Origin of the sequence: Mycolicibacterium gilvum (assembly GCF_900454025.1) — a bacterium.
GTDB classification, from domain to species: domain Bacteria; phylum Actinomycetota; class Actinomycetes; order Mycobacteriales; family Mycobacteriaceae; genus Mycobacterium; species Mycobacterium gilvum.
In genome coordinates, this window is sequence record NZ_UGQM01000001.1 from 5,860,288 (window position 1) to 5,883,397 (window position 23,110).

Here is a 23,110-nt window from a genome sequence, read left to right on the forward strand (position 1 = left end):
GCGACCCTGCCCGAAAGTCCCTGGCTCACAGGACCGTCCGACGGTAGCGCACGCGCTACCCCCGGATGCCGATCAGCCCCGCGTCAGCCTCGGCCGCAGCCGTTCCGGCGCGATCTCCGTGGTCACGGCGGCCTCACCGGCCATGTCGGTCGCCCACGCGATCAGACCGTCGGCGTCGACCGAATGCGGCGCAGGGCGAGCGACCTCGGCCAGACCCGCGCAACCACGGTGAAGCAGGGCCGCCGCTCCGGGCATATTGCCCCGCTGGATGTGCGTGACGCCGACCGCCAGCTGTGCGAGCCCCTGCCACAGCGATCTCTCGTCCTGCGGGCGTTCTTTCCACGCGGCCTCGAGCACCTCGTGGGCGTTGAACGCCAACCCCTTGTCGAGGAGGTCCTGGGCGTAGGCGAGGTACCCGGGTGCGGTCAGCCGAAGCTCGTCGGGTATCCGCGGGACGCCCTCGCTACCGGGCGGCAGCGGTCGGCCCAGCGCGTCCCGGGGCCGGGAGTTGCGTGGACGGCCGTCGTCGTCCCGGGTGCGTTCGGCCATCCCTTCATCATGCCCTCGGGGTCCCGTAGATACTGCTCACCCAGATGTGGGCGAGCGTGCCGACCAGCCGGTCGGCGGTCACCGCAGCCTGTTCCGACGCAAACGCCGAGAGCATGATCCGCTCGTTCATCAGGTTCAGCGCGATCGCGAGGTCTTCGGCCGGCAGGGTGTCCGGCGCCGCACCGCGTTCGCGTTCGGCGCGGATGGACGCTGCGGTGTAGTCGATCCACTTCTGCATGAAGTGTGACCACACCCGCTGTACCTCCGGGTTGTTGGGCCGCATCGCCGCGCCGGCCAGCATCACGGCCCGGTGGGCGGCGAATGTCTCGAACAGCGCCTTGATCGCCTGCCACACCCCGGCGGGTTCGAGCGGACGGTCGTCGCGGCCACCCAGCGCGGCGTCCGCGCGCGCGTTCGCCTCGGCGATCACCCGGTCCAGCAGCGCCAGCAGCACCGCGTCCTTGGAGGAGAAGTAGAAGTAGAAGGTGGGGCGCGAGATTCCGGCGCCCCGGGCCAGGTCGTCGACGGAGATGTCGTTGAGGGGACGCTGCTCGAGAAGCTGCTCCGCGGTGGTCAGGATCGCCGACTCGCGGTCATCGCCGGACGGGCGGGCGGCCCGACGTCCCCGGCCGGTGCGAGTGGTGGAACTCATCGCCGCTACCTTACACGACGTCGACTTTATCGACACACTGTTGACAAGCATCGACACCGTGTTGATACCGTAGGGCCATGAGCGATCATTTCGACGTCGTCATCGTCGGCGCCGGCATCTCCGGCATCAGCACCGCCTGGCACCTGCAGCAGCGCTGCCCGGACAAGAGCTACGTGATCCTGGAGCGCCGGGAGAACATCGGCGGCACCTGGGATCTGTTCAAGTACCCCGGCATCCGGTCGGACTCCGACATGTTCACCCTCGGTTTCCGCTTCAAGCCCTGGCCGTCCGCCCGCTCGATCGCCGACGGCCCGTCGATCTGGAACTACATCAACGAGGCCGCGCAGGAAAACGGCATCGACAAGCACATCCGGGTCAAGCACCAGGTCCTGGCGGCCAACTGGTCCGATGCCGAGAACCGGTGGGAGCTGACGGTCGACCACGACGGTGAGCAGAAGCAGATCACCTGCTCGTTCCTGTCGGTGTGCAGCGGCTACTACAACTACGACCAGGGGTACTCGCCGGAGTTCCCCGGAGCCGACGACTTCGCCGGCCAGATCATCCACCCCCAGCACTGGCCCGAGGACCTCGATTACACCGGCAAGCGCATCGTCGTCATCGGCTCCGGAGCCACCGCGGTCACCCTGATCCCGTCGCTGGTCGCCGGCGGCGCCGGACACGTCACGATGTTGCAGCGCTCCCCGACCTACATCGGGTCGCTGCCGCTGGTGGATCCGATCGCGGAGAAAGCCAACAAGTACCTCCCCGGCAGCCTCGCGCACTTCGTGAACCGCTGGAAGGCCATCAGTTTCAGCACCCTGCAGTACCAACTGTCGCAGCGCTTCCCGAAGTACATGCGCAAGACGCTGATGACGATGGCCCAACGTCGGCTGCCGGAGGGCTACGACGTCGAGAAGCACTTCGGTCCGCGCTACAACCCGTGGGATGAGCGGCTGTGCCTGGCGCCCAACGGAGATCTGTTCAAGACCATCCGGGCCGGCAAGGCCGACGTCGTCACCGACACCATCGACCGGTTCACCGAGACCGGCATCAGACTCAACTCCGGTGAGGAGCTGGCAGCCGACATCATCGTCACCGCAACGGGTCTGAACATGCAGTTGTTCGGCGGCGCCACCGCGACCCGCAACGGTGAACCCATCGATCTGACCAAGACGATGACGTACAAGGGCCTGATGCTCTCGGGTGTGCCCAACATGGCGATCACGTTCGGCTACACCAATGCGTCGTGGACGCTGAAGGCCGATCTGGTCTCGGAGTTCATCTGCCGCCTACTGAACTACATGGACGACAACGGATTCGATCGTGTCGAGGCGCAACACCCCGGAGACAGCGTGGAGGAGAAGCCGTTCATGGACTTCTCTCCCGGCTACTTCCGCCGGGCCATGGACACGCTGCCGAAGTCGGGTTCGGAAGCCCCGTGGCGGCTGAAGCAGAACTACTTCATCGATCTGCGGACCATCCGCTACGGCAAGGTCGACGAGGAGTCCCTGCGCTTCACCAAACACGGTGCACCGGTAGCGCTTTCGTCCTAGCGACGTCAGCGCCGCCCGCGCGGGATCCCCGTCGCCCACAGCGCCCACGCGATGAGCACCGGCTGGAAGAAGAGTCTGATCAGACGGCTGGTGTCGCTGTTGAGTCCGAACCCGTCGGCATGGTTCACGTACTGGGCGATGTTGCCCGGGAAGATCAGGATGAAAAAGGCCGCCAGCAGCCGGCCGATCAGCACCCGGTCCCGGTTCAGGAGTGCCAGGCCCACCCCGAGAGTGATCTCCACACCGCCGGATGCCATGACGACCCCGTCCGCGTCCATCGGCACCCACCGGGGAACCTGGGCCTGGAATTCCTCACGCGCCCAGAACAGGTGGCTGAATCCGGCGAAGATCATCGCGCCGGCGAGTGCGTACCGTCCCACGGTCCGGGCGCGGGTGGTCGGCGGGGGCGCAGGCAGGTCGGACAAGATCGGGCCTTTCGTCGTCGATTCCAGGTGAGGGGGCAAAAACGTCAGGAACTGCGTGTATGCAGTTCCTCGGTGATGAGGTGCAGAGCGTCACGCAGGGCGGCGAGATCCTCTGCGGCCGCGCCGGTCGAACCCAGCATCCGTTCCGGGATGCACGCCGCCCGTTCTTCGAGGGCGCGTCCCGCGGGTGTGAGCGTGGCGGTGACGCGACGCTCGTCGGTGGCGCTGCGTTGCCGCTGCACGAGCCCGGCACCTTCGAGCCGCTTGAGCAGCGGTGAGAGGGTGCCGGAGTCCAAGTGCAACCGCTCACCGAGGTGTCCGACCGTGCACGGCTCCTCCTCCCACAGCACCAGAAGGACGAGGTACTGCGGGTAGGTCAGGCCGAGCTCCTCGAGCAGAGGCCGGTACGCGGACGTGACAGCTCTCGACGCCGAATACAGCGCAAAACAGAGTTGCTCGTCCAAACGCAGCCTCGCCATGCGCACAACCGTATCGCACCCGGTCTAGTTGTGCACAACCGGAGCTGGCGCAGCGGCAGCCGTGACGCGGGCCACGTCGTCTCCGGTGTCGACCACCGCGTAGGACGTCTCGACGGGCCCCTCACCGTTGAGCTCGCACTCGTAGTCGATCCGCCGTGCCAGCCGTCTCACCATGCCGGCAGCTCTGATCCGCTGTCCGAACGTCAACCGGCGCCCATCGCACACCACCACGACACGGCGGGCGCCGGTCGCGAGGGCGGTACCCACCGCCACGCCACAGACCTCGTTCTCATAGGCACGGCGCCGCAGGCCTGAACGGCACGAATACCGTTCTGCCAGCAGCGATTCCGGATGTTCGATGTCGAGCACGACGATCACCGAGTCGACCTCGCGCGCGGACCCCTCGACCACGTCGACACTGAGACGTCTCAAGGATTCGATCATCGAGCGGGTCAACTCCGATGTCGGTCCGAGGATCAACACCGACGACACGTCGGCACCGCGAAATTCGTCGCTCGTTCAGGACCGTTCCGCGCGCTTGCGCCGCGTCACCATGGCGCCGGACTCGATCTCCTTGGCACGCTTGGCAGCTCGGCGCTCCTTGATGGTCATCGCGGGTTTCTTGACCGCTCGACCCTGGGACTTGTCAGCCATCGTTGCTCCTTTGCTCGCAACCATCACCAACCCCGACCATACCCGGGAAAAAATTAAAAGCCAGCGGCCGAAATTCGGTCGCTCTCAGGGAAGTTCAGTATTCGCGCCGACGGCCTCGGCCCACACCGCGGCGGCATCGAGCGGGGAGTCCTGGTCGCGAACGGCCTGCGCGACGAGCAGCCGGCCCGTGGACGTGAGATGGGTCCGCATCGCCGCGGCCGCGGCCGCGGGGTCGTTGGCGATGACGGCGTCGACCACCGGCTGGTGCTCGGCGTCGATGTCGCTCATGGTCCGACTGCGATCCGCGGTGATCCCGCCGAGCAGCCGCGTGGACTCGCGCAGCGAACGCACGATCCTGCGGGCCCGGTTGTTGCCCGCGGCTTCCAGGATGTGGTCGTGCAGCAACAGGTCGTGCGCGGCGAATCCGGGTTCGTCCCCTCGTGCCGCCGCCCGGCGCAGCAACTCCATTCGTTCGGCGAGCCGGTCGGCCAGCGGTGGCCCGCAGACCGCGGCGGCCCGTCCTGCCGCGGGAGGCTCCAGGGCGAACCGGATCGCGACGATGTCGGCGATCTCCCGCGGGTCCGGCAGCAGGATGCGAAACCCCTGCCGCGCCTCGAAGCGGATGAGCCCGATCTCCTCCAACCGCAGCAGCGCATCTCGCACCGGGGTCCGCGACACCTGCAGCGCGTCGGCGAGCTGGTACACCGAGTACTTGACCCCGGGGCGCATCACGCCGGCGTCGAGGGCCGCACGCACCGCCGCCATCACCTGCTCGGCACGCCGACCTTCCGCGGCGGGCAGCGCCGCGAGCTGCAGCTGGGCATCAGCCATCCGCGCACTGTAGCAAACAGAGACGTTCCGTAGCATGCTACGGCCGTGTAGCGTGCTACCCGTGCCCGAGTCTCTCGCAGACACGCTCCGCCGTGCCGGGATCGCCGACGTCCGTGTCGATGCGACCAGTCGCGCGGCGTACTCGTCGGACGCGTCGTTGTACCGGGTCACCCCGACCGCGGTCGTGTTTCCGACCGGCCACGACGACGTGCACGCCGTGCTGGACGTCTGCCGGAGCGAGGGTGTGCCCGTCACGGCCCGCGGTGGCGGCACGTCGATCGCCGGAAACGCGATCGGCGCGGGCGTCGTCCTGGATTTCAGCCGGTACATGAACCGGGTGCTCTCGATCGACCCGGACGCGCAGACCGCCGTCGTGCAGCCGGGCGTGGTGCAGGCCGTTCTTCAGTCCGAGGCCGCACCGTTCGGGCTGCGGTTCGGACCCGATCCGTCGTCGCTGTCGCGGTGCACGATCGGCGGGATGATCGGCAACAACGCGTGTGGGTCCCGGGCGCTGGGTTACGGCCGCACCTCCGACAACGTCGCGGCGTTGCGGGTGCTCACCGCACGCGGCGAGGAGCTGCGGCTCACGTCCTCGGGTCCGGGAACCCGGTCCCCCGCGCCCAGCAGCCCGATCCCGCGTGCGCTCTCGGAGCTCACCCGGGCCGGAATGGGCACCATCAGAACGGAATTCGGCCGGTTCGGCCGGCAGGTGTCGGGATACTCGCTGGAGCATCTGCTGCCCGAGAACGGCTTCGACGTCTCCCGCCTGCTGGTCGGCAGCGAGGGCACGCTGGCCGTGTGCACCGAGGCCACCGTGGCACTGGTCCGCGAACCCGCCCACCGGGTCCTGGTGGTGCTCGGCTTCCCGGACATCGCCAGTGCCGGCGACGCGACCCCGGCGATCCTGCGCCACCGCCCGACGGCCTGTGAGGGCATCGATTCACGGATCGTCGACGTCGTGCGGGAACGCAAGGGCGACAAGGCCGTTCCGCCGCTGCCCCGGGGCGCCGCGTGGGTCTTCGTCGAGGTCGTCGGTGATACTGCCGGGGAGGCCCTCGCCCGTGCCGCCGAGGTCGGATCCGGCTGCGGCGCCGTCGATTCGCTGGTGGTCGGCGAGGGGGGACGCGCCGCGGCGCTGTGGCGTATCCGGGCCGACGGCGCGGGTCTGGCCGCCCGCAGCCCCCGCGGACGCCCGGCCCACGCCGGCTGGGAGGACGCCGCGGTGCCACCGGACAGGCTCGGCGACTACCTGCGGGACTTCGATGCGCTGATGGCGGAATTCGGCGTCACGGGAATGCCGTACGGACATTTCGGCGAGGGGTGCATGCACGTGCGCATCGATCTCCCGCTCGACCGGCCCGGTGGCATCGCGGTGTTCCGTGAGTTCATGGTCGCCGCGGCACATCTGGTGGCCGGTTACGGCGGCTCGCTGTCGGGTGAGCACGGCGACGGGAGAGCGCGCAGCGAACTGCTGCCGGTGATGTACTCCCCCGAGGCCCTGGCGCTGCTGGCGGCCGTCAAGCACGCGTTCGACCCCGACAACCTGTTGAACCCCGGCGTGGTGGTCGATCCGCGGGCACTGGACGCCGACCTGCGGGTGCCCGCCGCCGCCCCGATCCGACATGACCTGGCGCTGGCCTACCGCCACGACGGCGGCGATTTCACCCAGGCCGTCCACCGGTGCACCGGCGTCGGAAAGTGCCGCGCGGACAACACCGACACCGGCGGGGTGATGTGCCCGTCCTATCTCGCGACCCGCGAGGAGAAGGACTCGACCCGGGGCCGGGCGCGGGTGCTGCAGGAGATGATCAACGGCGCCGACGTCCGCGGTGGCTGGCGGTCTCCCGAGGTGCACGAGGCGCTCGACCTGTGCCTGTCGTGCAAGGGCTGCGCCTCGGACTGTCCCACCGGGGTGGACATGGCGGCCTACAAATCCGAAGTGCTGCACCAGAGTTACCGGCGGCGCCTCCGGCCCGCGTCGCACTACTCGCTGGGCTGGCTGCCGCGGTGGGCCAAGCTGGGCAGCGCGGTCCCGCGCCTGGCCAACAGGGCCGCCCACCTTCCCGGACTCGGCGCGGCGGCCCTTGCCGCCGCCGGGGTGGACCGCCGACGCAGCATCCCGCCGCTGGCGTCGCAGACTTTCCGGTCCTGGTTCGCATCACGCCCGGCGAGCCCTGCAGCCGGGGACGAGGTGCTGCTGTTCGTCGACACCTTCACCAACTATTTCACCCCCGACGTCGGCATCGCCACGGTCCGCGTGCTGGAGTCGGCCGGATATCGGCCGACCCTCACCGGTAAGCAACTGTGCTGCGGTCTCACGTGGATCTCGACGGGCCAGCTCGACACCGCACGACGGACGCTGACCCGGTCACTGACCGCGATGGCACCCGCAGCCCGGCGGGGCGTCCCCATCGTCGGGATCGAGCCGTCGTGCACCGCGGTCCTGCGCTCGGATGCCGACGAACTCGTCGGCGGCGAGATCGCCGCGCAGGTCGGTGCCGCCACCCGCACCCTGGCCGAACTGCTCACCGCCCGCGGATGGACACCGCCGTCGCTGCAGGGACGGCACGTGGTCGCCCAGCCACACTGCCACCACCACTCCGTGATGGGGTGGAGCACCGACGCGGCGCTGTTGAGGGGTGCCGGTGCGGAGGTGTCGCGGCTCGGGGGATGTTGCGGTCTGGCAGGCAATTTCGGTGTGGAGAAGGGCCACTACGAGGTCTCGGTCGCGGTGGCCGAACAGCAGCTGCTGCCCGCCGTCCGGGGCGCCGGTCCCGCCACCGCGATCCTCGCCGACGGGTTCTCCTGCCGCACCCAGCTCGACGACCTGACCGACCGACACGGAATTCACCTGGCCCAGTTGCTCGCCCGGAATCTGGAGGATTGAGTTGTCCGACTGGCATGCCCGATCGGTGCGCGAGGTCACCGACGCCCTGGACACCGACGTCACGGCCGGACTGACCTCCGAGGCGGCCGAGGAACGCCGGCATCGGCACGGACCCAACCAGCTCACCGAAGCCGCCGCCGTACCCGTGTGGCGGAAGGTCCTTCGCCTGCTGGCCGACAAGATGACTCTGGTGCTGCTCGTCGCGGCGGCGGTGAGCGCCGTGGTGTCGCGGGAGTGGGAGACCCCGGTGGTCATCATGCTCGTCGTCACGCTGAACACCGTGCTGAACTACGTGCAGGAGGCGCGCGCCGAGAACAGCCTGCAGGCCCTGCGCGACATGTCGATCTCCTACTCCCGCGTGCGCCGCGACGGTGGCGAACATCGGCTGCCCCGAACCGAACTCATCCCGGGTGACGTCGTGCTGCTCGAAGCCGGGGACGCGGTGCCCGCCGACGGCAGGATCGTGTCGGCGGCGCGGCTGCAGGTCGCCGAGTCCGCGCTGACCGGAGAGTCGGCGCCCGTGGACAAGGCGGTCGACGGGCTCGACGACACCGACCTGCCCCTGGGCGACCGCACCAACATGCTCTACATGAACACCGAGGTGACCCGCGGCCGCGCGACCATGGTGGTGACGGCCACGGGAATGGACACCGAGGTCGGGGCGATCGCGACGATGCTCGGGACAGCCGGGGTCAGCAGGACACCCCTGCAGCAGCGCATCGACAATCTCGCGCAGATGCTGACCGTGGTCGCACTGCTGGTCGTGATCGTGGTGACGGTGCTCGGTCTGCTCCGCGGCGACACCTGGACCGAATTGCTGCTCACCGCGGTGTCACTCGCGGTGGCCACCATTCCGGAGGGTCTGACCGCCGTCGTCGCGTTCACCCTCGCGATGGGCGCATCCCGGCTGGCGCGGCGCGGCGCGATCATCAAGCAGCTCTCCGCGGTCGAGACGCTGGGCAGCACAGCCGACATCGCGACCGACAAGACCGGCACCCTGACGCTCAACGAGATGACGGTGCGCCGCCTGCTGCTGCCGGGCCGCGAATTCCGGGTCAGCGGTGAGGGCTACTCGACCGACGGCAAGATCCTGGTCTCCGACGGCCGGCCACTGCCGGACCTGACCGCCCCTCTGCTGGCGATGGCGCTGTGCAGCGACGCGTCGGTGCGCGACGGGGCGCTGGTCGGTGACCCCACGGAGGGCGCGCTGGTGGTGCTCGCCGAGAAGGGCGGTGTCGACGTCACCGGCGCCCGCGCGGCGATCCCCCGCCTCGCCGAGGTGCCGTTCGACTCGGAGTACAAGTACATGGCCACCTTCTGCGCGCGCAGCGACCTCGATGGCAGCGGTGGCCACCGCTGCTTCGTCAAGGGCGCACCGGGCGTACTGCTGGAGCACGCCGGTTCGGTGCTCGGCGAGGACGGTCCGCGCCCGATCGACCCCGGCTATCGGCAACGCATCCGCGAACGCGTCGAGCAGCTCGCCTCGGAAGGATTACGGACGTTGATGATCGCCGGTCGCGACATCGACCACGATCTGCCTGCCGATCCCGATGGCCTGCAGACGCTGGTCGACGACCTGACCGTCTACGCGGTCGTCGGCATCGTCGACCCGCCCCGGCCCGAGGCGGGTGAGGCCATCGCGACGGCGCACGCCGCGGGCATCACCGTCCACATGATCACCGGCGACCATCTCAGCACCGCCGCCGCCGTCGCCCACGATCTCGGCATCCCCGGCGCGGCCGCGTCGGGTGCCGACCTCGATCGCCTCGACGACGACACCCTGCGCGAGCAGTCTCCGTCGTTCGGGGTTCTCGCGCGGGTCGCGCCCGAGCACAAGATCCGGCTCGTCAAGGCATTGCAGTCCCGCGGGCACGTGGTGGCGATGACCGGGGACGGGGTCAACGACGCTCCGGCGCTCAAGCAGGCCGACATCGGCATCGCGATGGGCATCACCGGCACCGACGTGTCCAAGGGCGCGGCCAACATGATCCTGACCGACGACAACTTCGGCACCATCGTCGCGGCGGTGCGTGAGGGTCGCGGGATCTACGCCAACATCATCAAGTTCGTGAAGTTCCAGCTGACCACCGCGTGGGGCTTCGTGTTGATCTTCCTGGTGTGCGGATCGCTGGGGCTGGCCGGCGGTGCGCCGTTCACCGCGCTGCAGATCCTGTGGGTCAACATCATCATGGACGGTCCGCCGGCCCTCGCGCTGGGCGTCGACCCCACCGAACCCGATGTGATGCACCAGAAGCCGCGGCCTCCCACCGAGAGACTGCTCAATCGTGCACGGCTGCAGCGCATCCTGGTGCTGGGCATGGTGATGACGCTCGGCACCGTGACGGTGCTGATGCTGGCCGACGACCTGTTCCCCGAGAGCGCGGGCGACCCGTTGTTCGCGACCACGCTGGCGTTCACCACGTTCGTGTTCTATCAGGTCTTCAACCTGCTCAACGTGCGCAGCGACACCGGCTCGGCGTTCTCCCGCCAGACGTTCACCAACGGCGCCATCTGGGTGTCGCTGGCCGCCGTCATCGTCCTGCAGGTTCTGGTGGTGCAGCTCGACGTGCTGCAGAACCTGTTCGACACCACCGAATTGACCTCGGCGCAATGGCTTTTCGCGATCGCCGTCGGATCTTCGGTGCTGGTTGTCGACGAGATCGGCAAAGCCGTGGTCCGGACCGCGCGGCGACGGCGCCGGCGCCGGGTCAGCGGAGCGGATCGACCGCGCGAAGCGCGTCCGGCGTCCGGCCGGTGACGATCTGCTCGGCCAGCAGCCTGCCCGTCACGGGTCCCAGCGTGATACCCCACATGCCGTGACCGCCCGCCGCAAAGACCCGGGAACTCCGGGTGCGGCCGATCAACGGCAGGCCGTCGGCCGTGCACGGACGTGCGCCCACCCACTCGTCCTCGCGGGTGTCGAGGTGGGCACCGGTCAACAGCTCGCCGGCGGCGTTCTTGAGCACCTCGATGCGGCGGGGGTCCAGGGGCGCGTCGACGGCGCGGAACTCCATCATCCCGGCGATCCGCAGCCGGTCGCCGACGGGTGTGCACGCGACGCGCTGGGTCGGGAAGTACACCGGGCCGCGCGGCAGGTGGTCCACCTTGACGGTGAAGCTGTAGCCGCGTCCTGCCTGTACCGTTCGCCGGACGCCGAACGGTGCGAGGAGTTTGTTGAGCCGCGCGCCGGTGGCGACGACGGCCGCGTCGTACCGCTGTCCGGCGACCCGGACGCCGTCACCGGTGTCCGAGACCGAGTCGACGTCGACACCGGCCTCGATGCGGCCGCCACGGGCGAGCACCTGCGCGGCGAGGGCGTCGACGTAGGCGGACGGGTTCACGAACCGCTCGTCGTGAATCGCGATGGCCGCGTCGACCTCCGGGGACAGCGCGGGTTCCTGGGCGCGTGCGGTCGCGCCGTCGAGCACCTCGAAGTTCACCGACTGCCCGGCCGCGCGGATCTGCGCGAACTCCTCCAGAAGCACCTCGCGGTCGGCTGCCGTTCGGTACGCGGCGATGAAAGGCTCTGCCGGACTGGATTGTTCGCTCGACTGCACCTCCATCCGGTCGAACGCGGCCAGCGCGTCCCGGTTCAGCGGGATCAGCGCCTTCATGGCCTTCTGCCAGCGCGAGGCGGTCGAGTTGCGGGCGAACCGCAGCAGGAAGCCGATCAGCCGGGGATCGGCGGTCGGCGGCACATACACCGGGGATGACGGGCTCAACAGCGCGCGCACCCCGTACCTCAGGACCGCCGGCTCCGGTAGCGGCGTCGCGATGCTGGGCGTCAGCCAGCCCGCGTTGCCCCAGCTCGATCCCGCCGCCACCCCGTCGGAGTCGACCACGGTGACCTCCACGCCATGCTCCTGCAGGTACCACGCCGTGCTCAGTCCGACCATGCCCGCCCCGACGACCACCACCCGCTGCGCTCGACCGCCGCTCCGTTCACTCATGGACTCCATGGTGTGGCCGCGGGTGGGTGGCCGCCCTGTTCCGACGGCACAATGCTGCCGTCGCCGATGGTGCCCTCCCGACAACCGCGGACGCCGGTTCCCTTCCGGCGGGCGTCAGTATCGTGGCCCCCGATGGAACCCGACAGCACTCCCCGGTTCCGGCGCGGTCTGCGCATCGCGATGCGTGGGCGACGCGACCCCGCGACCGGCGCCGGCCAACGCAGTAGACGCCCCCAGAACACCTCGGACGAACGCCACACCCGCAAGGTCCTCGATCTGACGGTGCGACTTGCCGAGGTGATGCTGTCCGCCGGTTCCGGTGCCGCGGACGTCGTTGCCACCGCCCAGGACGTCGCCCAGGCGTACCGGCTCAACGACTGCGTCGTCGACGTATTCGTCACCACGGTCTTCGTGTCGGCGCCGCCGACCACCGAGAGTCCCGCGGTGACCATCGTGCGGTCGGTGCGGGCCCGTTCCACCGACTACTCGCGACTGGCCGCGCTCGACGAGCTGGTCCGCCGCATCACCTCCGGCGGTGTCTCGGTCGACCAGGCCCACGACGCCATGGATGAGCTGTCCGAACGGCCGCACCCCTACCCGCGCTGGGTCGCGACCGCCGGCTGGGCGGGTTTCGCGCTGGGAATCGCGATCCTGCTGGGCGGCAACTGGCTGGTGTGCCTTCTCGCCGCGGCCACCTCCGCGGTCATCGACCAGACCGGGCGCCGACTCAACCGGGCCGGCACTCCGCTGTTCTTCCAGCAGGTCGCCGGCGCGCTGATCGCGACGCTGGTCGCGGTCGCGGCCTACCGACTGGCCGGTCTGGGCCCCACCGCGCTGGTGGCGACCGGCATCGTGATGCTGCTGTCGGGGATGACGTTGGTGGGCTCGGTGCAGGACGCACTGACCGGGTACATGATCACCGCTGCGGCCCGGCTCGGCGAGGTGCTGTTCCTGACCGCGGGGATCGTCGTCGGAATCCTCGCCGGTCTGCAGGTGGCCTCGCTGGCAGGCATCACCATCCAGTTGCAGGTCGACGCCACCGAGATCATGGTCCTGCCGAATCAGCCGGCGTCGATCGCGTGGGCGGTGTTCGGTGCCACGGTGGCCGGCGCCTGCCTGACCATCGCCAGTTACGCGCGGTTACGGGCCGTTGCCACCGCCGGTCTCGCGGCGGGCCTCGCCGAGTTGGTGCTGATCGCGCTGTGGTCGGGCGGCCTGGGCTCGGTGATCGCCACCGGTTGCGCCGCGGTCGGGGTGGGGTTCCTGGCCACCCTGATCTCCATCCGCAGGCAGGCGCCGGCACTGGTGACGGCGACCGCGGGCATCACCCCGATGCTGCCCGGCATGGCGGTGTTCCGCGCGGTCTTCTACTTCGCGGTCGAAAAGGACTTCGCCGCCGGAATGACGCAGGCGATGGTCGCCGCGGCGACCGCGCTCGCGATCGGCGCCGGGGTGGTGATGGGCGAGCTTCTGGGCTCACCGCTGCGCTACCGCGCCGGCCGTATCGGTCAGTTCCTGCAGGTTCAGGGTCCGCCGGGCCTCCGCCGCGCGGTGGGCAGAGTGGTCCGCCTGGGACCGGCCGAGGATCAGGACGCCACGCCTGCGTCGCCCTACCAACGGTCCTGGAGCGTGGCGCTGGAACCGCTCCCGGCCGAGCCGGCTCTCGAGGGATCGCACGCAGATACGCCAGGGACCGAGGACGCGCCCGACGCGACATGACGCAATGATCTTGGTTTAGGCGGCGCGCCGGGCGTCAATGCCCTCCCCGGCACAATTGCAGCCGCGACGAGAGGACGCAGTGGATTCCCGAGACGCTCGGTCACCGACGATCGAGAAGGAACAGCCACCGGCGGTACTGAAGAAGGCGATCGCCGCGTCGGCCATCGGAAACGCCACGGAGTGGTTCGACTACGGCATCTACGCGTACGGGGTCACCTACATCTCGGCGGCCATCTTCCCCGGTGATGCGGCCAACGCCACGCTCCTCGCGCTGATGACCTTCGCGGTGTCGTTCCTGGTCCGGCCGCTCGGCGGCTTCGTGTGGGGACCGCTCGGTGATCGGCTCGGGCGCAAGCGGGTGCTCGCGATGACGATCCTGTTGATGGCCGGGGCGACGTTCTGCGTCGGACTCGTGCCGACGTACGCGGCGATCGGGATGTGGGCTCCGTTCCTGCTGGTGTTGTTGCGCATGATCCAGGGCTTCTCGACCGGCGGTGAGTACGGCGGCGCGGCGACGTTCATGGCCGAGTACTCCCCCAGCCGACGTCGCGGGCTGCTCGGCAGCTTCCTGGAGTTCGGCACACTGGCAGGCTTCTCCTGCGGTGCGCTGCTGATGCTGGGCTGCTCGCTGGTACTCAGTGACGAGGACATGCAGGCCTGGGGTTGGCGGCTGCCGTTCCTGGTCGCCGCGCCGCTGGGCCTGATCGGTGTCTATCTGCGTTCGCGGCTGGAGGACACGCCGGTCTACCGCGAGCTGGAGCAGGAGGGCCGCACCGAGGAGAGCACCTCGATGCAGTTCCGCGACCTCGTTGTCCGCTACTGGCGGCCGATCCTGCAGATGGGCGGATTGGTCGTCGCCCTCAACGTGGTGAACTACACGCTGCTCACCTATATGCCGACCTACCTTGAGAATTCGATCGGGCTGTCGGCCGACCAGTCGCTGATGGTCCCCATCATCGGCATGCTGGCGATGATGGTGTTCGTGCCGTTCGCGGGCCTGTTGTCGGACCGCGTCGGACGTAAGCCGCTGTGGTGGTTCTCGCTCATCGGCCTGTTCGTGGCGGGAATCCCGGCCTTCCTGCTGATGGGGACCAACCTCGCCGGCGCCGTGGTCGGCTTCGCGATCCTGGGCCTGCTGTACGTCCCCCAGTTGGCCACCATCTCGGCGACCTTCCCGGCCATGTTCCCCACCCAGGTGCGCTACGCGGGCTTCGCGATCGCCTACAACGTGTCCACGTCGATCTTCGGCGGTACCGCACCCGCGGTGAACGACTGGCTGGTGGGCGCCACGGGTGACAATCTCGTTCCGGCCTACTACATGATGGGCGCCTGTGTCATCGGCGCGCTGGCCCTGATGCGTATCCCGGAAACCACCCGATGCCCCCTCAACGGCACGGCCACCCCGGGAACCGACGAGGCACCGGCACCGGTCGAGTACGAGAAGTCCTCTGCCTGACACCCTTTGTGACGTGCGACGTCACGATTGGGCGGGTTAGTTTGGGGTAACCGGAGTTGGTTCCCCCGAGAAAGAGTGTGATGAGCAGACGGATGGCGATCGCGACGATGGCAGCGGCCTGTGCGGCACTGCTGCTCAGCGGATGCACCGCGCAGGTCTCGGGGATGCCCCCGGACTCGCAGATCCCGCCGCAGGCGCCGGTGACCCAGGTGCCCGAGGCTCCCCCGGCGCATCCGGCTCTGACGTTCGACGGCCTCGACGCCCGGGTCAAGCAGGCCGCCGCGCAGGCCGCCGAGTCCGGCGCCGAACTCACCGCCGCCGTCCTCGACCGCGACACCGGGGGCTTCGTCTCCGTCGGTGCCGGCAGGCCGTTCCCGATCGCGTCGGTGGTCAAGTTGTTCATCGCCGACGATGTGCTGTTGCGGGAATCGCGGGGCGAGATGGAGCTTTCCGCCGCCGACCGCGACTCACTCGGGGTGATGCTGCGCTCCTCCGATGACAGTGCGGCGCAGACGTTCTGGGATCGCAGCGGTGGGAACGCCGTGATCGCGCGCACCGTGTCACGCTACGGTCTGGGCGGCACCACCGCGCCGTCCAACGGGCGCTGGGACGTCACGCTGAGCACTTCGGGTGACCTGGTTCGCTACTACGACATGCTGCTCGACGGTGCCGGGGGGCTGCCGCCCGAGCAGACCGAGTTCATCGTCGGCAACCTCGCGCGCTCCACCCCGACGGGCACCGACGGCTACCCGCAGAGGTTCGGCATCCCCGACGGTCTGCGCGGCGAACCCGTTGCCGTCAAACAGGGTTGGTTCTGCTGCTGGAACGGCGGCAACCAGCTGCACGTGTCGACCGGCGTGGTGGGCGCGGACCGCCGCTACGTGGTCGCCCTCAGCTCACTGGACCCGTCGGGTGAGGCTGCGGCGCGCCAGAACATGACGCGGGCGGTCGAGACGATGTTCCCCGGCGGCTCCATCTGAGTTGTGCCGCGAGGTAGGGGGCGGTGCGGCTGCTCGCGTGCGCGGCCACCACGCTCGGCGTGCCGGCCGCCACGACGGTGCCGCCGTCGTCCCCTCCACCGGGTCCCAGATCGATGACGTGGTCGGCGCCCGCCACCACCGCCATGTCGTGCTCGGCCACCACCACCGTGTTGCCCGCGTCGACGAGGCGGTGCAGCTGACGCTCCAGCAGTTGGACATCGGCCGGGTGCAGTCCCGTGGTGGGCTCGTCGAGAACGTAGAGGGTGTGACCGCGTTTCGCGCGCTGCAGTTCGGTCGCGAGTTTGATGCGCTGCGCCTCGCCGCCGGACAGTTCGGTCGCCGGCTGGCCCAGCCGCAGATACCCCAGACCCACCTCCCGCAGAGTCGTCAAACTCCGTGCCGCACCGGGTAGTTCGGTGAGAAAGTCCGCGGCCTCGTCGACGGTCTGGGCGAGGACGTCGGCGATGGTGCGGTCCCGGTAGGTGACCTCGAGCGTCTCGTCGGAGTAGCGTGCGCCGCCGCACGCCGGGCAGGTGGCGTAGGTGCCCGGCAGGAACAGCAGCTCGACGGCGACGAAGCCCTCACCCTGACACGTCGCGCAGCGGCCCTCGGCGACGTTGAACGAGAAGCGGCCCGCGCTCCATCCTCGACGCCGCGCCTCGGGGGTGTCGGCGAACGCCTTGCGGACCGCGTCGAAGAGCCCGGTGTAGGTCGCGAGGTTCGACCGCGGAGTGCGTCCGATCGGTCGCTGGTCGACGGTGACGAGGCGGTCGATGATCTCGGCACCCTCGACGGCCACACCGACACTGGAATCCACGTCGATGTCGAGCAGTTCGGCATCGCCGTCGGCGGCGTCCTCGGCAGGCTCCGGTGACCGGCCCAGTTGCCTGGCCATCACGTCGCCGAGCACCTTGCACACCAGTGTCGACTTGCCGGACCCCGATACCCCGGTCACGGCGACGAAGGAACCGAGCGGGATGTCGACGTCGACGCCGACGAGGTTGTGAAAGGTGATGCCGCGCAACCGCATCACCGACGCCGGTGTGCGGGGCGCTCGAGCGGGGCGGGCCTCCTCGGCGAACAGGAACCTGCGGGTGACCGACGCGTCGACGTTCGCCAGACCCGCCACAGGCCCGCTGTAGAGCACGTCACCGCCCAGCTCGCCGGCTCCGGGACCGACGTCGACGACCCAGTCGGCGCGGCGCACCACGTCCATGTCGTGCTCGACCACGAACAGCGAATTACCCGCGCGCCGAAGACGATCCAGCACCTCCAGCAGCGGCTCGGCGTCGGCCGGATGCAGACCCGCCGACGGTTCGTCGAGGACGTAGAGCACACCGAACAACCCGGCACGCAACTGCGTGGCCAGCCGCAGCCGCTGCAGTTCCCCGGGCGACACGGTCGGTGTGCGGCGGTGCAGGCTGAGGTACCCCAGTCCGAGATCGACGAGGACCCCGATGCGCGCCACCAGGTCGGCGGCGATCATCGTCGCGACTTCGGTGAACTCGCCGGATTCGGTCGACTCGTAGGCCGCCGCGAACTCCGTCCGGGTCGCCGCCGGCTCCAGCACCTCGGCCAGCGTCGTCAGCGGCAGCGCCACCAATTCGGCGATGGTGCGGCCGGCGAACGTCACCGCCAGGGCCTCGGCCCGCAGTCCGGAGCCCCCGCACACCGGGCAGTCGGTGCTGTGCACGTACTGCAGCACCCGACGCCGCATCGCGGCGCTCTGCGAGTTGGCCAGCGTGTGGCGGACATGGCGTTCGGCGCTGGAGAAGGTGCCGTTGTAGTAGTAGTCGGCGGTGACCGGGTGCCGGCTCGGGTCGATCTCGACGGTCGGCTGGTCCTCGGTGAACAGGATCCAATCCCGTTGCCGCTTGGTGAGTTTGCGCCACGGCTTGTCGATGTCGTAGCCGAGGGTGATGAGGATGTCGCGTAGGTTCTGGCCCTGCCACGCGCCCGGCCACGCCGCGACCGCGCCGTCGCGGATGCTCAGCGACGGGTCGGGCACGAGCGTCTGTTCGGTCACCTCGTGGATGCGGCCGAGGCCGTGGCACTGCGGGCACGCGCCGATCGTGGTGTTCGGCGAGAATGCGTCGGAGTCCAGCCGCTCGGTGGCGCCGGGCGGATAGGTCCCGGCCCGGGAGAACAGCATGCGCACCAGGTTCGACAGCGTGGTGACGGTGCCGACGGTCGAGCGCGACGTCGCGGTGCCGCGGCGCTGCTGCAGCGCAACCGCGGGGGGAAGGCCGGTGATGTCGTCGACCTTCGGTGCGTCTTGGGGCAGCAGCAGCCGGCGCGCGTACGGGGCGACCGACTCGAAGTAGCGACGCTGGGCCTCGGCGTAGATGGTGCCGAAAGCCAACGAGGACTTGCCGGATCCGGACACTCCGGTGAACGCGACGAAGGAGTCCCTGGGGGCGGCGACGTCGACGGTCTTGAGGTTGTGCACGCGGGAGGCGAAGACACGGATGTAGGGGTCGGGTTCCCCGGTCACAGCGTCTCCGCTCGTTGTGGCCCTTGGTCATTGCTCGGCAACCGGCGCCGCAGCGCGGGGATGACGAGATGCCAGCGCAGTCGGTTGTCGGATTCACCGAACAGTCGGCCCATCGCGGCGAGTGTGCCGCGGACGTCGTCGCGGGCGGTCAGGTAGGTCCAACGGTGGTGTTCGGGCAGGCCGAAGAACACGTCGAAGAACCCGGGGATCTGGTCGGGCGGCATCCGCAACAGGGCTTCGAGACCGATGCGCCGGATGCGGTGGACCACCTGAGCCGAGCGCGACCACACCACGTCACGGGCCGCGGCGAGCGCCTCCTCCGGCCCGGCCGGCAGGTGTGCGGCGATCGCGTCGGCGACCCGCGGGGCGAGCCGAAGGGAGCCGGCCACGCTGAACCCGCTCGCCGGGTGGATCAGCGGCGCGGCCGCGCCGAAGCCGACTGTGGCAACCCCGTCGTGTCGCGGCTGGTCCACCGGGAACGAAACCCGTTCGCTACGAGCGGTTTCCGGCGCTCGGATGCCGTGGTGGGCGAGCCGGGCGTGCAGCCGCCGGCGAAGGGTCGACAGCGGCAGGCCCGGCCGGCGTGCCAGCGACGTCTCCTCGACCAGGACCTGACCGCCACCCAGCGGAATGACGTAAAGAAATGTGGGCCAACCGGTTTCGCCGTGGTCGGGGCGCCAGTCCATGAACAGGGCGTCGCCGGCGGACACCAGCGGCGCGGCGGTCTCGGCGTCGAGCACCAGACCGAAGGCCGTCTGCTCGGCCGGCACTTCAGCCCTGCTGTAGGCCAGTGGCCGCCACCGTCCACCGGCGTCGATCACCACGTCCGCGCGCAGTTCGGAGCCGTCGGTGAGGGTGACGACACCACGCTGCGGCGAGCCGACCGCCCGCCCGGTGTGGAACCGCACACCGTCGGCCTGTGCCGTGAGATGGGACTGCAGCGCCGGCACGTCGAGCACGGCGTACTCCCAGCCCAGTCGATGCTCCGTCCGCGCGATCGCCCGCCCTGCGGCCCGCGCCGCGACGACGGCGGCCGGTAGATCGTCGGGTAGCTCGCGGCTCCACATCCCGTATGTCGCCGTCCATGGCCGGTCCGGACCCGGGTCGAGGACAGCGGTGGCGAGTCCCCGACGCGCGCAGGCGCCCGCCACCGCCAACCCCGCGGGTCCGGCACCCACCACCAGAACGTCCATCGCGTCCATCGTGCCTGCTGTGCGGGTGGATCGGCATCCGGGTGGGTATCCCTCGCCCCATGGCTGACAAGAAACCCAGTCCGATCGTCATCTTCGCCCCCCTGCCCGTTCTCACCGTCACGGTCGAGGATCGTTCCGGGGAGGCCGACATCCATGTGCACGCCGGCGGCCAGGGAGTCTGGCAGTCCCGGATGGTGTCGTCGCTCGGCGTGCCGGTCGTGCTGTGCTCGGCGCTCGGCGGCGAGACCGGCGACGTGCTCGGCCATCTGCTGCCGGCCGACGGGGTGACCGTGCAGACCGTCCCGGTCAGCGCACGCAACGGTTCCTACGTGCACGACCGCCGCTCGGGCAGCCGCGAGATCATCGCCGAGGCCGACGGAAGCCCGCTGGACCGTCACGAACTCGACTCCCTCTACGAGCTCACCCTGACCGAAGGTCTCACCCACGGTCGGGTCCTGCTGTCCGGACCGCAGGAGGATGACGTCATCCCCGCGGACCTCTACCGGCGGCTGTCGACCGACCTGAGCGCCAACGGCTGCAAGGTGGCCGCCGACCTGTCGGGTGAGCGCCTCAAGGCGGTGCTCGAAGGCAAGCCGGACCTGATCAAGGTCAGCCACGAGGAGCTTCTCGACGACGGTCGCGCGAAATCCGAGGATGCCGCCGACCTCGTCAAGGCGATGCACTCCATGCGCGACGACGGCGCGGGAACGATCGTGGTGTCGCGGTCCGGTTCCGCGCCGGCACTGGCTCTGCTCGACGACGGCGACGTCCTGGAGGTCTGTATGCCGACCCTGGAGCCGGCCGATCCCGCCGGCGCCGGGGACTCGATGACCGCGGGCATGGTCTCCGCCCTGGCGCTGGGCCGGTCGCTGCGGGAGGCGTTGCAGATCGGCGCGGCGTGCGGTGCGCTCAACGTGGTGCGGCACGGGCTGGGCACCGGCGGCGCCCGGGCCGTCGAGACGCTCGCTGAGCGGGTCGAACTCAAAGAGTGGAAGAAGTGACCGTGCCCCTCGCACTGATCACCAACGACGACGGCATCGACTCCGTGGGCCTGCACGTGTTGGCAGGCGCGGCGATCAAGGCCGGTCTGGACGTCATCGTCGCCGCGCCCGCTGAACAGGCCAGCGGCGCCAGCGCGGCGCTGAGCGCGGTCCGACAGGACGGCCGCACCGTCGTCGAGCGACGAGAGCTGCCGGAGCTCGACGTCGAGGCATGGGCCGTGCAGGCCCAGCCGGGACACATCGTCGCCGCGGCGCTCAACGGATGGTTCGATCCGCGGCCCGACCTGGTGCTTTCGGGAATCAACCACGGCGCCAACGTCGGTCGGGCGATCCTGCATTCCGGGACCGTCGGCGCCGCGCTCACCGCCAAGATCAGTGACACCCGTGCGCTGGCGGTCTCGTTGAACGTCGCGTTGCATCCCACCGGCGAGCGGTACTGGGAGACGGCCGCCGGCCTCATCGCGCCGGTGCTCGACCTGTTGCTCGAGGCGCCGGACGGGACCGTGCTGTCACTCAACGTGCCCGACCGCCCCGCCGACGAGGTGGGTCCGATCCGGCCCGCGCGGCTGGCGCCGGGCGGGGCGGTGCAGACGAAGGTCGAAGAGGTCCGCGACGGCGGCGTGCGCCTGACCGAGGTCGAGGTGCCCGACAAACCGGACGCGGACACCGACAGCGCGCTGCTCGACGCCGGGCATCCGACACTCACGGAACTGCGGTCGGTTGAAGCCGACGACGGAGACCTCGTGCACCGCTGGCTGGAGGGACGCTTCTAGCCAGATCAGCCGGTGAAGCCCTCGCCCGACGTCGACCGGTCGTGGTGGGTGTAGGTCAGGGGGATCTGCCGGCCGGCGGCGACCTTGTTCAGCATCGCGATCCGCTCGCGCGCGGCGGCGCCGGTCTTCTTCCTGCGCTCGCGGATCGGATTCGAGAACGGCAGCCGGTCGGCGACGATGGCGAGGCGGACGTTGAGCTTGGTGAATCGAGCGAAATGCCGTACCCGGCGCTCGAAGTTGAAGCCCTTCGCGAAACGGGTGTCTGCCACCATGGCGTCGATCTGCTCGTAGCCGAACACGACACCGGCCGACGCCATCGCGATGGTCGCGGTGATCTGGTCGGCGTAGCGGGACACCACGCTTCGCACCCAGTCCGGAAGGGCATCGGTCAGCACCTCGAGATGCTCCCGGCTGGCGATGGCATCGACGAGTTCGGCCCGCCACGGCGACGGATTGCCGCCTCTGGCAAGGACGTAGTTCAGCGACTTGATCAGCTCGACACCGTCGGGCGAGCGCAGCTGCTGCGGCGCCCCCCACAGCTGGCCGGAGTACGACGAGTATTCCGCGAGATCTTCGAGCTGCTGCCCCGTCAGCTTGCGGCCGAAGGCGTGGTCGACGAGACGTCCGAGCAGCATGCCGCTGCCGAACCCGAGCAGCGACGTCACCGGAATGGGCTCGCCGAACTTCAGATAGAGGGCGTCGCCCCATTTGCGCCTCAGGCCGCGGCTGGCCAACGAGTGCATCAACCGCACTCGCACCACATCCTGGAAGGCCTCCGACTGCCGGTCGAAGATATCGGGCAGCGTGAATTCGGCGAAAACCCGGGCGGTTTCGATGTTGCGGCGCGGACCGTCGTCGGCGAACCGTCCGGTGGCGCCCGTGGCAGCGGAGATGTCACCGGTCATCGCGGTCTCGTACAGCGCCCAGCCGCGGATGATCGTGGTGGCGGCCATCGTGCTCGACATGGCCAGCATCCGTCCGCGTTCGGCGCCGACGAGATCGAACTCGCCGGCCAACCCGTCCAGATGCGCGAACAGGTCGACGAATTCCTGGGGCGGATCGTCGAGGGTGTCGATGCCCCGGGTCAGCGCCTGTTCGAACAGCGCGCGGCCCGTCTCGTGGCCGATGCGCTCGAACGCGTCGACGACGCCGATCATCAGTTCGTCGCGCTGCCAGAAGTAATCGTCGCGAAGACGGGTCAGCTCGCTGGGCTCGACTTCTTTGTCGATGTCGATCCACTCACCGAACATGACCTCCCGCATGTGCCGCCATTGCGGGGCGAAGTGGTCGCGGCCCGGCGGGATGGGCCGCAGCGGCCGGTCGGGATGGTCCCGCCGATTGAAATCGACGTCCTCGAGGAGGATCTCGGGGCGCTCACCGGTCACCGTCATGGTCCCGAAGGTATCGCACGACGACCATTATGTGAATCGTCATTCACGGATGTGGGCATCGAAATTTGTCGGGTGGAGATCTGCAGACGAAGATCGCCGGGTTGCGGGCGGCGCTCGACGAGG

The 23,110-nt window shown here is 69.5% G+C and carries 19 protein-coding genes; 8 read left to right on the plus strand and 11 right to left on the minus strand.

The genetic code is table 11. The features are described 5' to 3' along the window. Positions 1-72: 72 nt before the first annotated feature. Together DYE23_RS27665 and DYE23_RS27670 are read right to left on the minus strand one after the other, a co-directional pair. Positions 73-549, minus strand: coding sequence for a DUF309 domain-containing protein (locus DYE23_RS27665; RefSeq protein ID WP_011891866.1), 477 nt, complete (start codon positions 547-549; stop codon positions 73-75). Between the two features lie 7 nt (positions 550-556). Continuing rightward, on the minus strand, positions 557-1,201 hold the full coding sequence (locus DYE23_RS27670; RefSeq protein ID WP_011891865.1) for a TetR/AcrR family transcriptional regulator: 645 nt from the start codon (positions 1,199-1,201) through the stop codon (positions 557-559). 77 nt (positions 1,202-1,278) lie between these two features. Between DYE23_RS27670 and DYE23_RS27675 the strand changes: the two genes are divergently transcribed. Beyond that, positions 1,279-2,754 (plus strand): flavin-containing monooxygenase, encoded by a 1,476-nt coding sequence (locus DYE23_RS27675; RefSeq protein ID WP_115328667.1) that lies wholly within the window; start codon positions 1,279-1,281, stop codon positions 2,752-2,754. 5 nt (positions 2,755-2,759) lie between these two features. Here the strand turns inward: DYE23_RS27675 and DYE23_RS27680 are convergent, their stop codons facing one another. The 5 genes from DYE23_RS27680 to DYE23_RS27695 form a co-directional block, all read right to left on the minus strand. Continuing rightward, positions 2,760-3,179 (minus strand): DoxX family protein, encoded by a 420-nt coding sequence (locus DYE23_RS27680; protein WP_013473211.1) that lies wholly within the window; start codon positions 3,177-3,179, stop codon positions 2,760-2,762. Between the two features lie 44 nt (positions 3,180-3,223). Further along, the gene (locus tag DYE23_RS27685; protein ID WP_013473212.1) at positions 3,224-3,658 is read right to left on the minus strand and encodes a MarR family winged helix-turn-helix transcriptional regulator; all 435 of its coding nucleotides are present in this window, start codon (positions 3,656-3,658) and stop codon (positions 3,224-3,226) included. Between the two features lie 24 nt (positions 3,659-3,682). Continuing rightward, positions 3,683-4,150, minus strand: coding sequence for a hypothetical protein (locus DYE23_RS27690; RefSeq protein ID WP_235660506.1), 468 nt, complete (start codon positions 4,148-4,150; stop codon positions 3,683-3,685). A gap of 27 nt (positions 4,151-4,177) precedes the next feature. After that, the gene (locus DYE23_RS31800; protein ID WP_013473213.1) at positions 4,178-4,312 is read right to left on the minus strand and encodes a hypothetical protein; all 135 of its coding nucleotides are present in this window, start codon (positions 4,310-4,312) and stop codon (positions 4,178-4,180) included. Between the two features lie 84 nt (positions 4,313-4,396). Beyond that, entirely contained in the window at positions 4,397-5,143 is a 747-nt protein-coding gene (locus tag DYE23_RS27695; protein WP_011891860.1) for a GntR family transcriptional regulator, read from the minus strand. Positions 5,144-5,177: 34 nt separating this feature from the next. On the opposite strand from DYE23_RS27695, the gene DYE23_RS27700 reads away from it, so the two are divergent. Both DYE23_RS27700 and DYE23_RS27705 read left to right on the plus strand, forming a co-directional pair. Continuing rightward, positions 5,178-8,030, plus strand: a complete 2,853-nt coding sequence (locus tag DYE23_RS27700; RefSeq protein ID WP_115328668.1) for an FAD-binding and (Fe-S)-binding domain-containing protein — start codon at positions 5,178-5,180, stop codon at positions 8,028-8,030. 1 nt (position 8,031) lies between these two features. Next, a complete protein-coding gene (locus DYE23_RS27705) occupies positions 8,032-10,788 on the plus strand; it encodes a cation-translocating P-type ATPase (protein WP_115328669.1) in 2,757 nt (918 codons plus the stop codon). Here the strand turns inward: DYE23_RS27705 and DYE23_RS27710 are convergent. Continuing rightward, positions 10,739-11,989 carry an NAD(P)/FAD-dependent oxidoreductase gene (locus tag DYE23_RS27710; RefSeq protein ID WP_115328670.1) on the minus strand — a complete coding sequence of 417 codons (1,251 nt, stop codon included), beginning with the start codon at positions 11,987-11,989 and terminating at the stop codon, positions 10,739-10,741. The genes DYE23_RS27705 and DYE23_RS27710 overlap by 50 nt on opposite strands. A 123-nt stretch (positions 11,990-12,112) precedes the next feature. On the opposite strand from DYE23_RS27710, the gene DYE23_RS27715 reads away from it, so the two are divergent. From DYE23_RS27715 to DYE23_RS27725, 3 genes are all read left to right on the plus strand, one after another. Further along, complete coding sequence (locus DYE23_RS27715) at positions 12,113-13,699, plus strand: threonine/serine exporter family protein (RefSeq protein WP_115328671.1); 1,587 nt, start codon at positions 12,113-12,115, stop codon at positions 13,697-13,699. 79 nt (positions 13,700-13,778) lie between these two features. Continuing rightward, the gene (locus DYE23_RS27720; RefSeq protein WP_115328672.1) at positions 13,779-15,155 is read left to right on the plus strand and encodes an MFS transporter; all 1,377 of its coding nucleotides are present in this window, start codon (positions 13,779-13,781) and stop codon (positions 15,153-15,155) included. Positions 15,156-15,235: 80 nt separating this feature from the next. Next, on the plus strand, positions 15,236-16,135 hold the full coding sequence (locus DYE23_RS27725; RefSeq protein WP_235660507.1) for a serine hydrolase family protein: 900 nt from the start codon (positions 15,236-15,238) through the stop codon (positions 16,133-16,135). Here DYE23_RS27725 and DYE23_RS27730 read toward each other — a convergent pair. Beyond that, the gene (locus tag DYE23_RS27730) at positions 16,047-18,629 is read right to left on the minus strand and encodes an excinuclease ABC subunit UvrA (protein ID WP_235660508.1); all 2,583 of its coding nucleotides are present in this window, start codon (positions 18,627-18,629) and stop codon (positions 16,047-16,049) included. The two genes, DYE23_RS27725 and DYE23_RS27730, sit on opposite strands and share 89 nt — an antisense overlap. Continuing rightward, positions 18,626-19,822, minus strand: a complete 1,197-nt coding sequence (locus tag DYE23_RS27735; protein WP_235660509.1) for a lycopene cyclase family protein — start codon at positions 19,820-19,822, stop codon at positions 18,626-18,628. Before DYE23_RS27735 ends, DYE23_RS27730 begins: the two co-directional genes overlap by 4 nt. Positions 19,823-19,881: 59 nt before the next feature. On the opposite strand from DYE23_RS27735, the gene DYE23_RS27740 reads away from it, so the two are divergent. Further along, entirely contained in the window at positions 19,882-20,823 is a 942-nt protein-coding gene (locus tag DYE23_RS27740) for a 1-phosphofructokinase family hexose kinase (RefSeq protein WP_011891851.1), read from the plus strand. 2 nt (positions 20,824-20,825) lie between these two features. Further along, the gene (gene surE / locus DYE23_RS27745; protein WP_099962797.1) at positions 20,826-21,596 is read left to right on the plus strand and encodes a 5'/3'-nucleotidase SurE; all 771 of its coding nucleotides are present in this window, start codon (positions 20,826-20,828) and stop codon (positions 21,594-21,596) included. A gap of 5 nt (positions 21,597-21,601) precedes the next feature. On the opposite strand, the gene DYE23_RS27750 is transcribed toward surE, so the two are convergent. Beyond that, positions 21,602-22,987 (minus strand): oxygenase MpaB family protein, encoded by a 1,386-nt coding sequence (locus tag DYE23_RS27750; RefSeq protein ID WP_115328675.1) that lies wholly within the window; start codon positions 22,985-22,987, stop codon positions 21,602-21,604. Between the last annotated feature and the right edge of the window lie 123 nt (positions 22,988-23,110).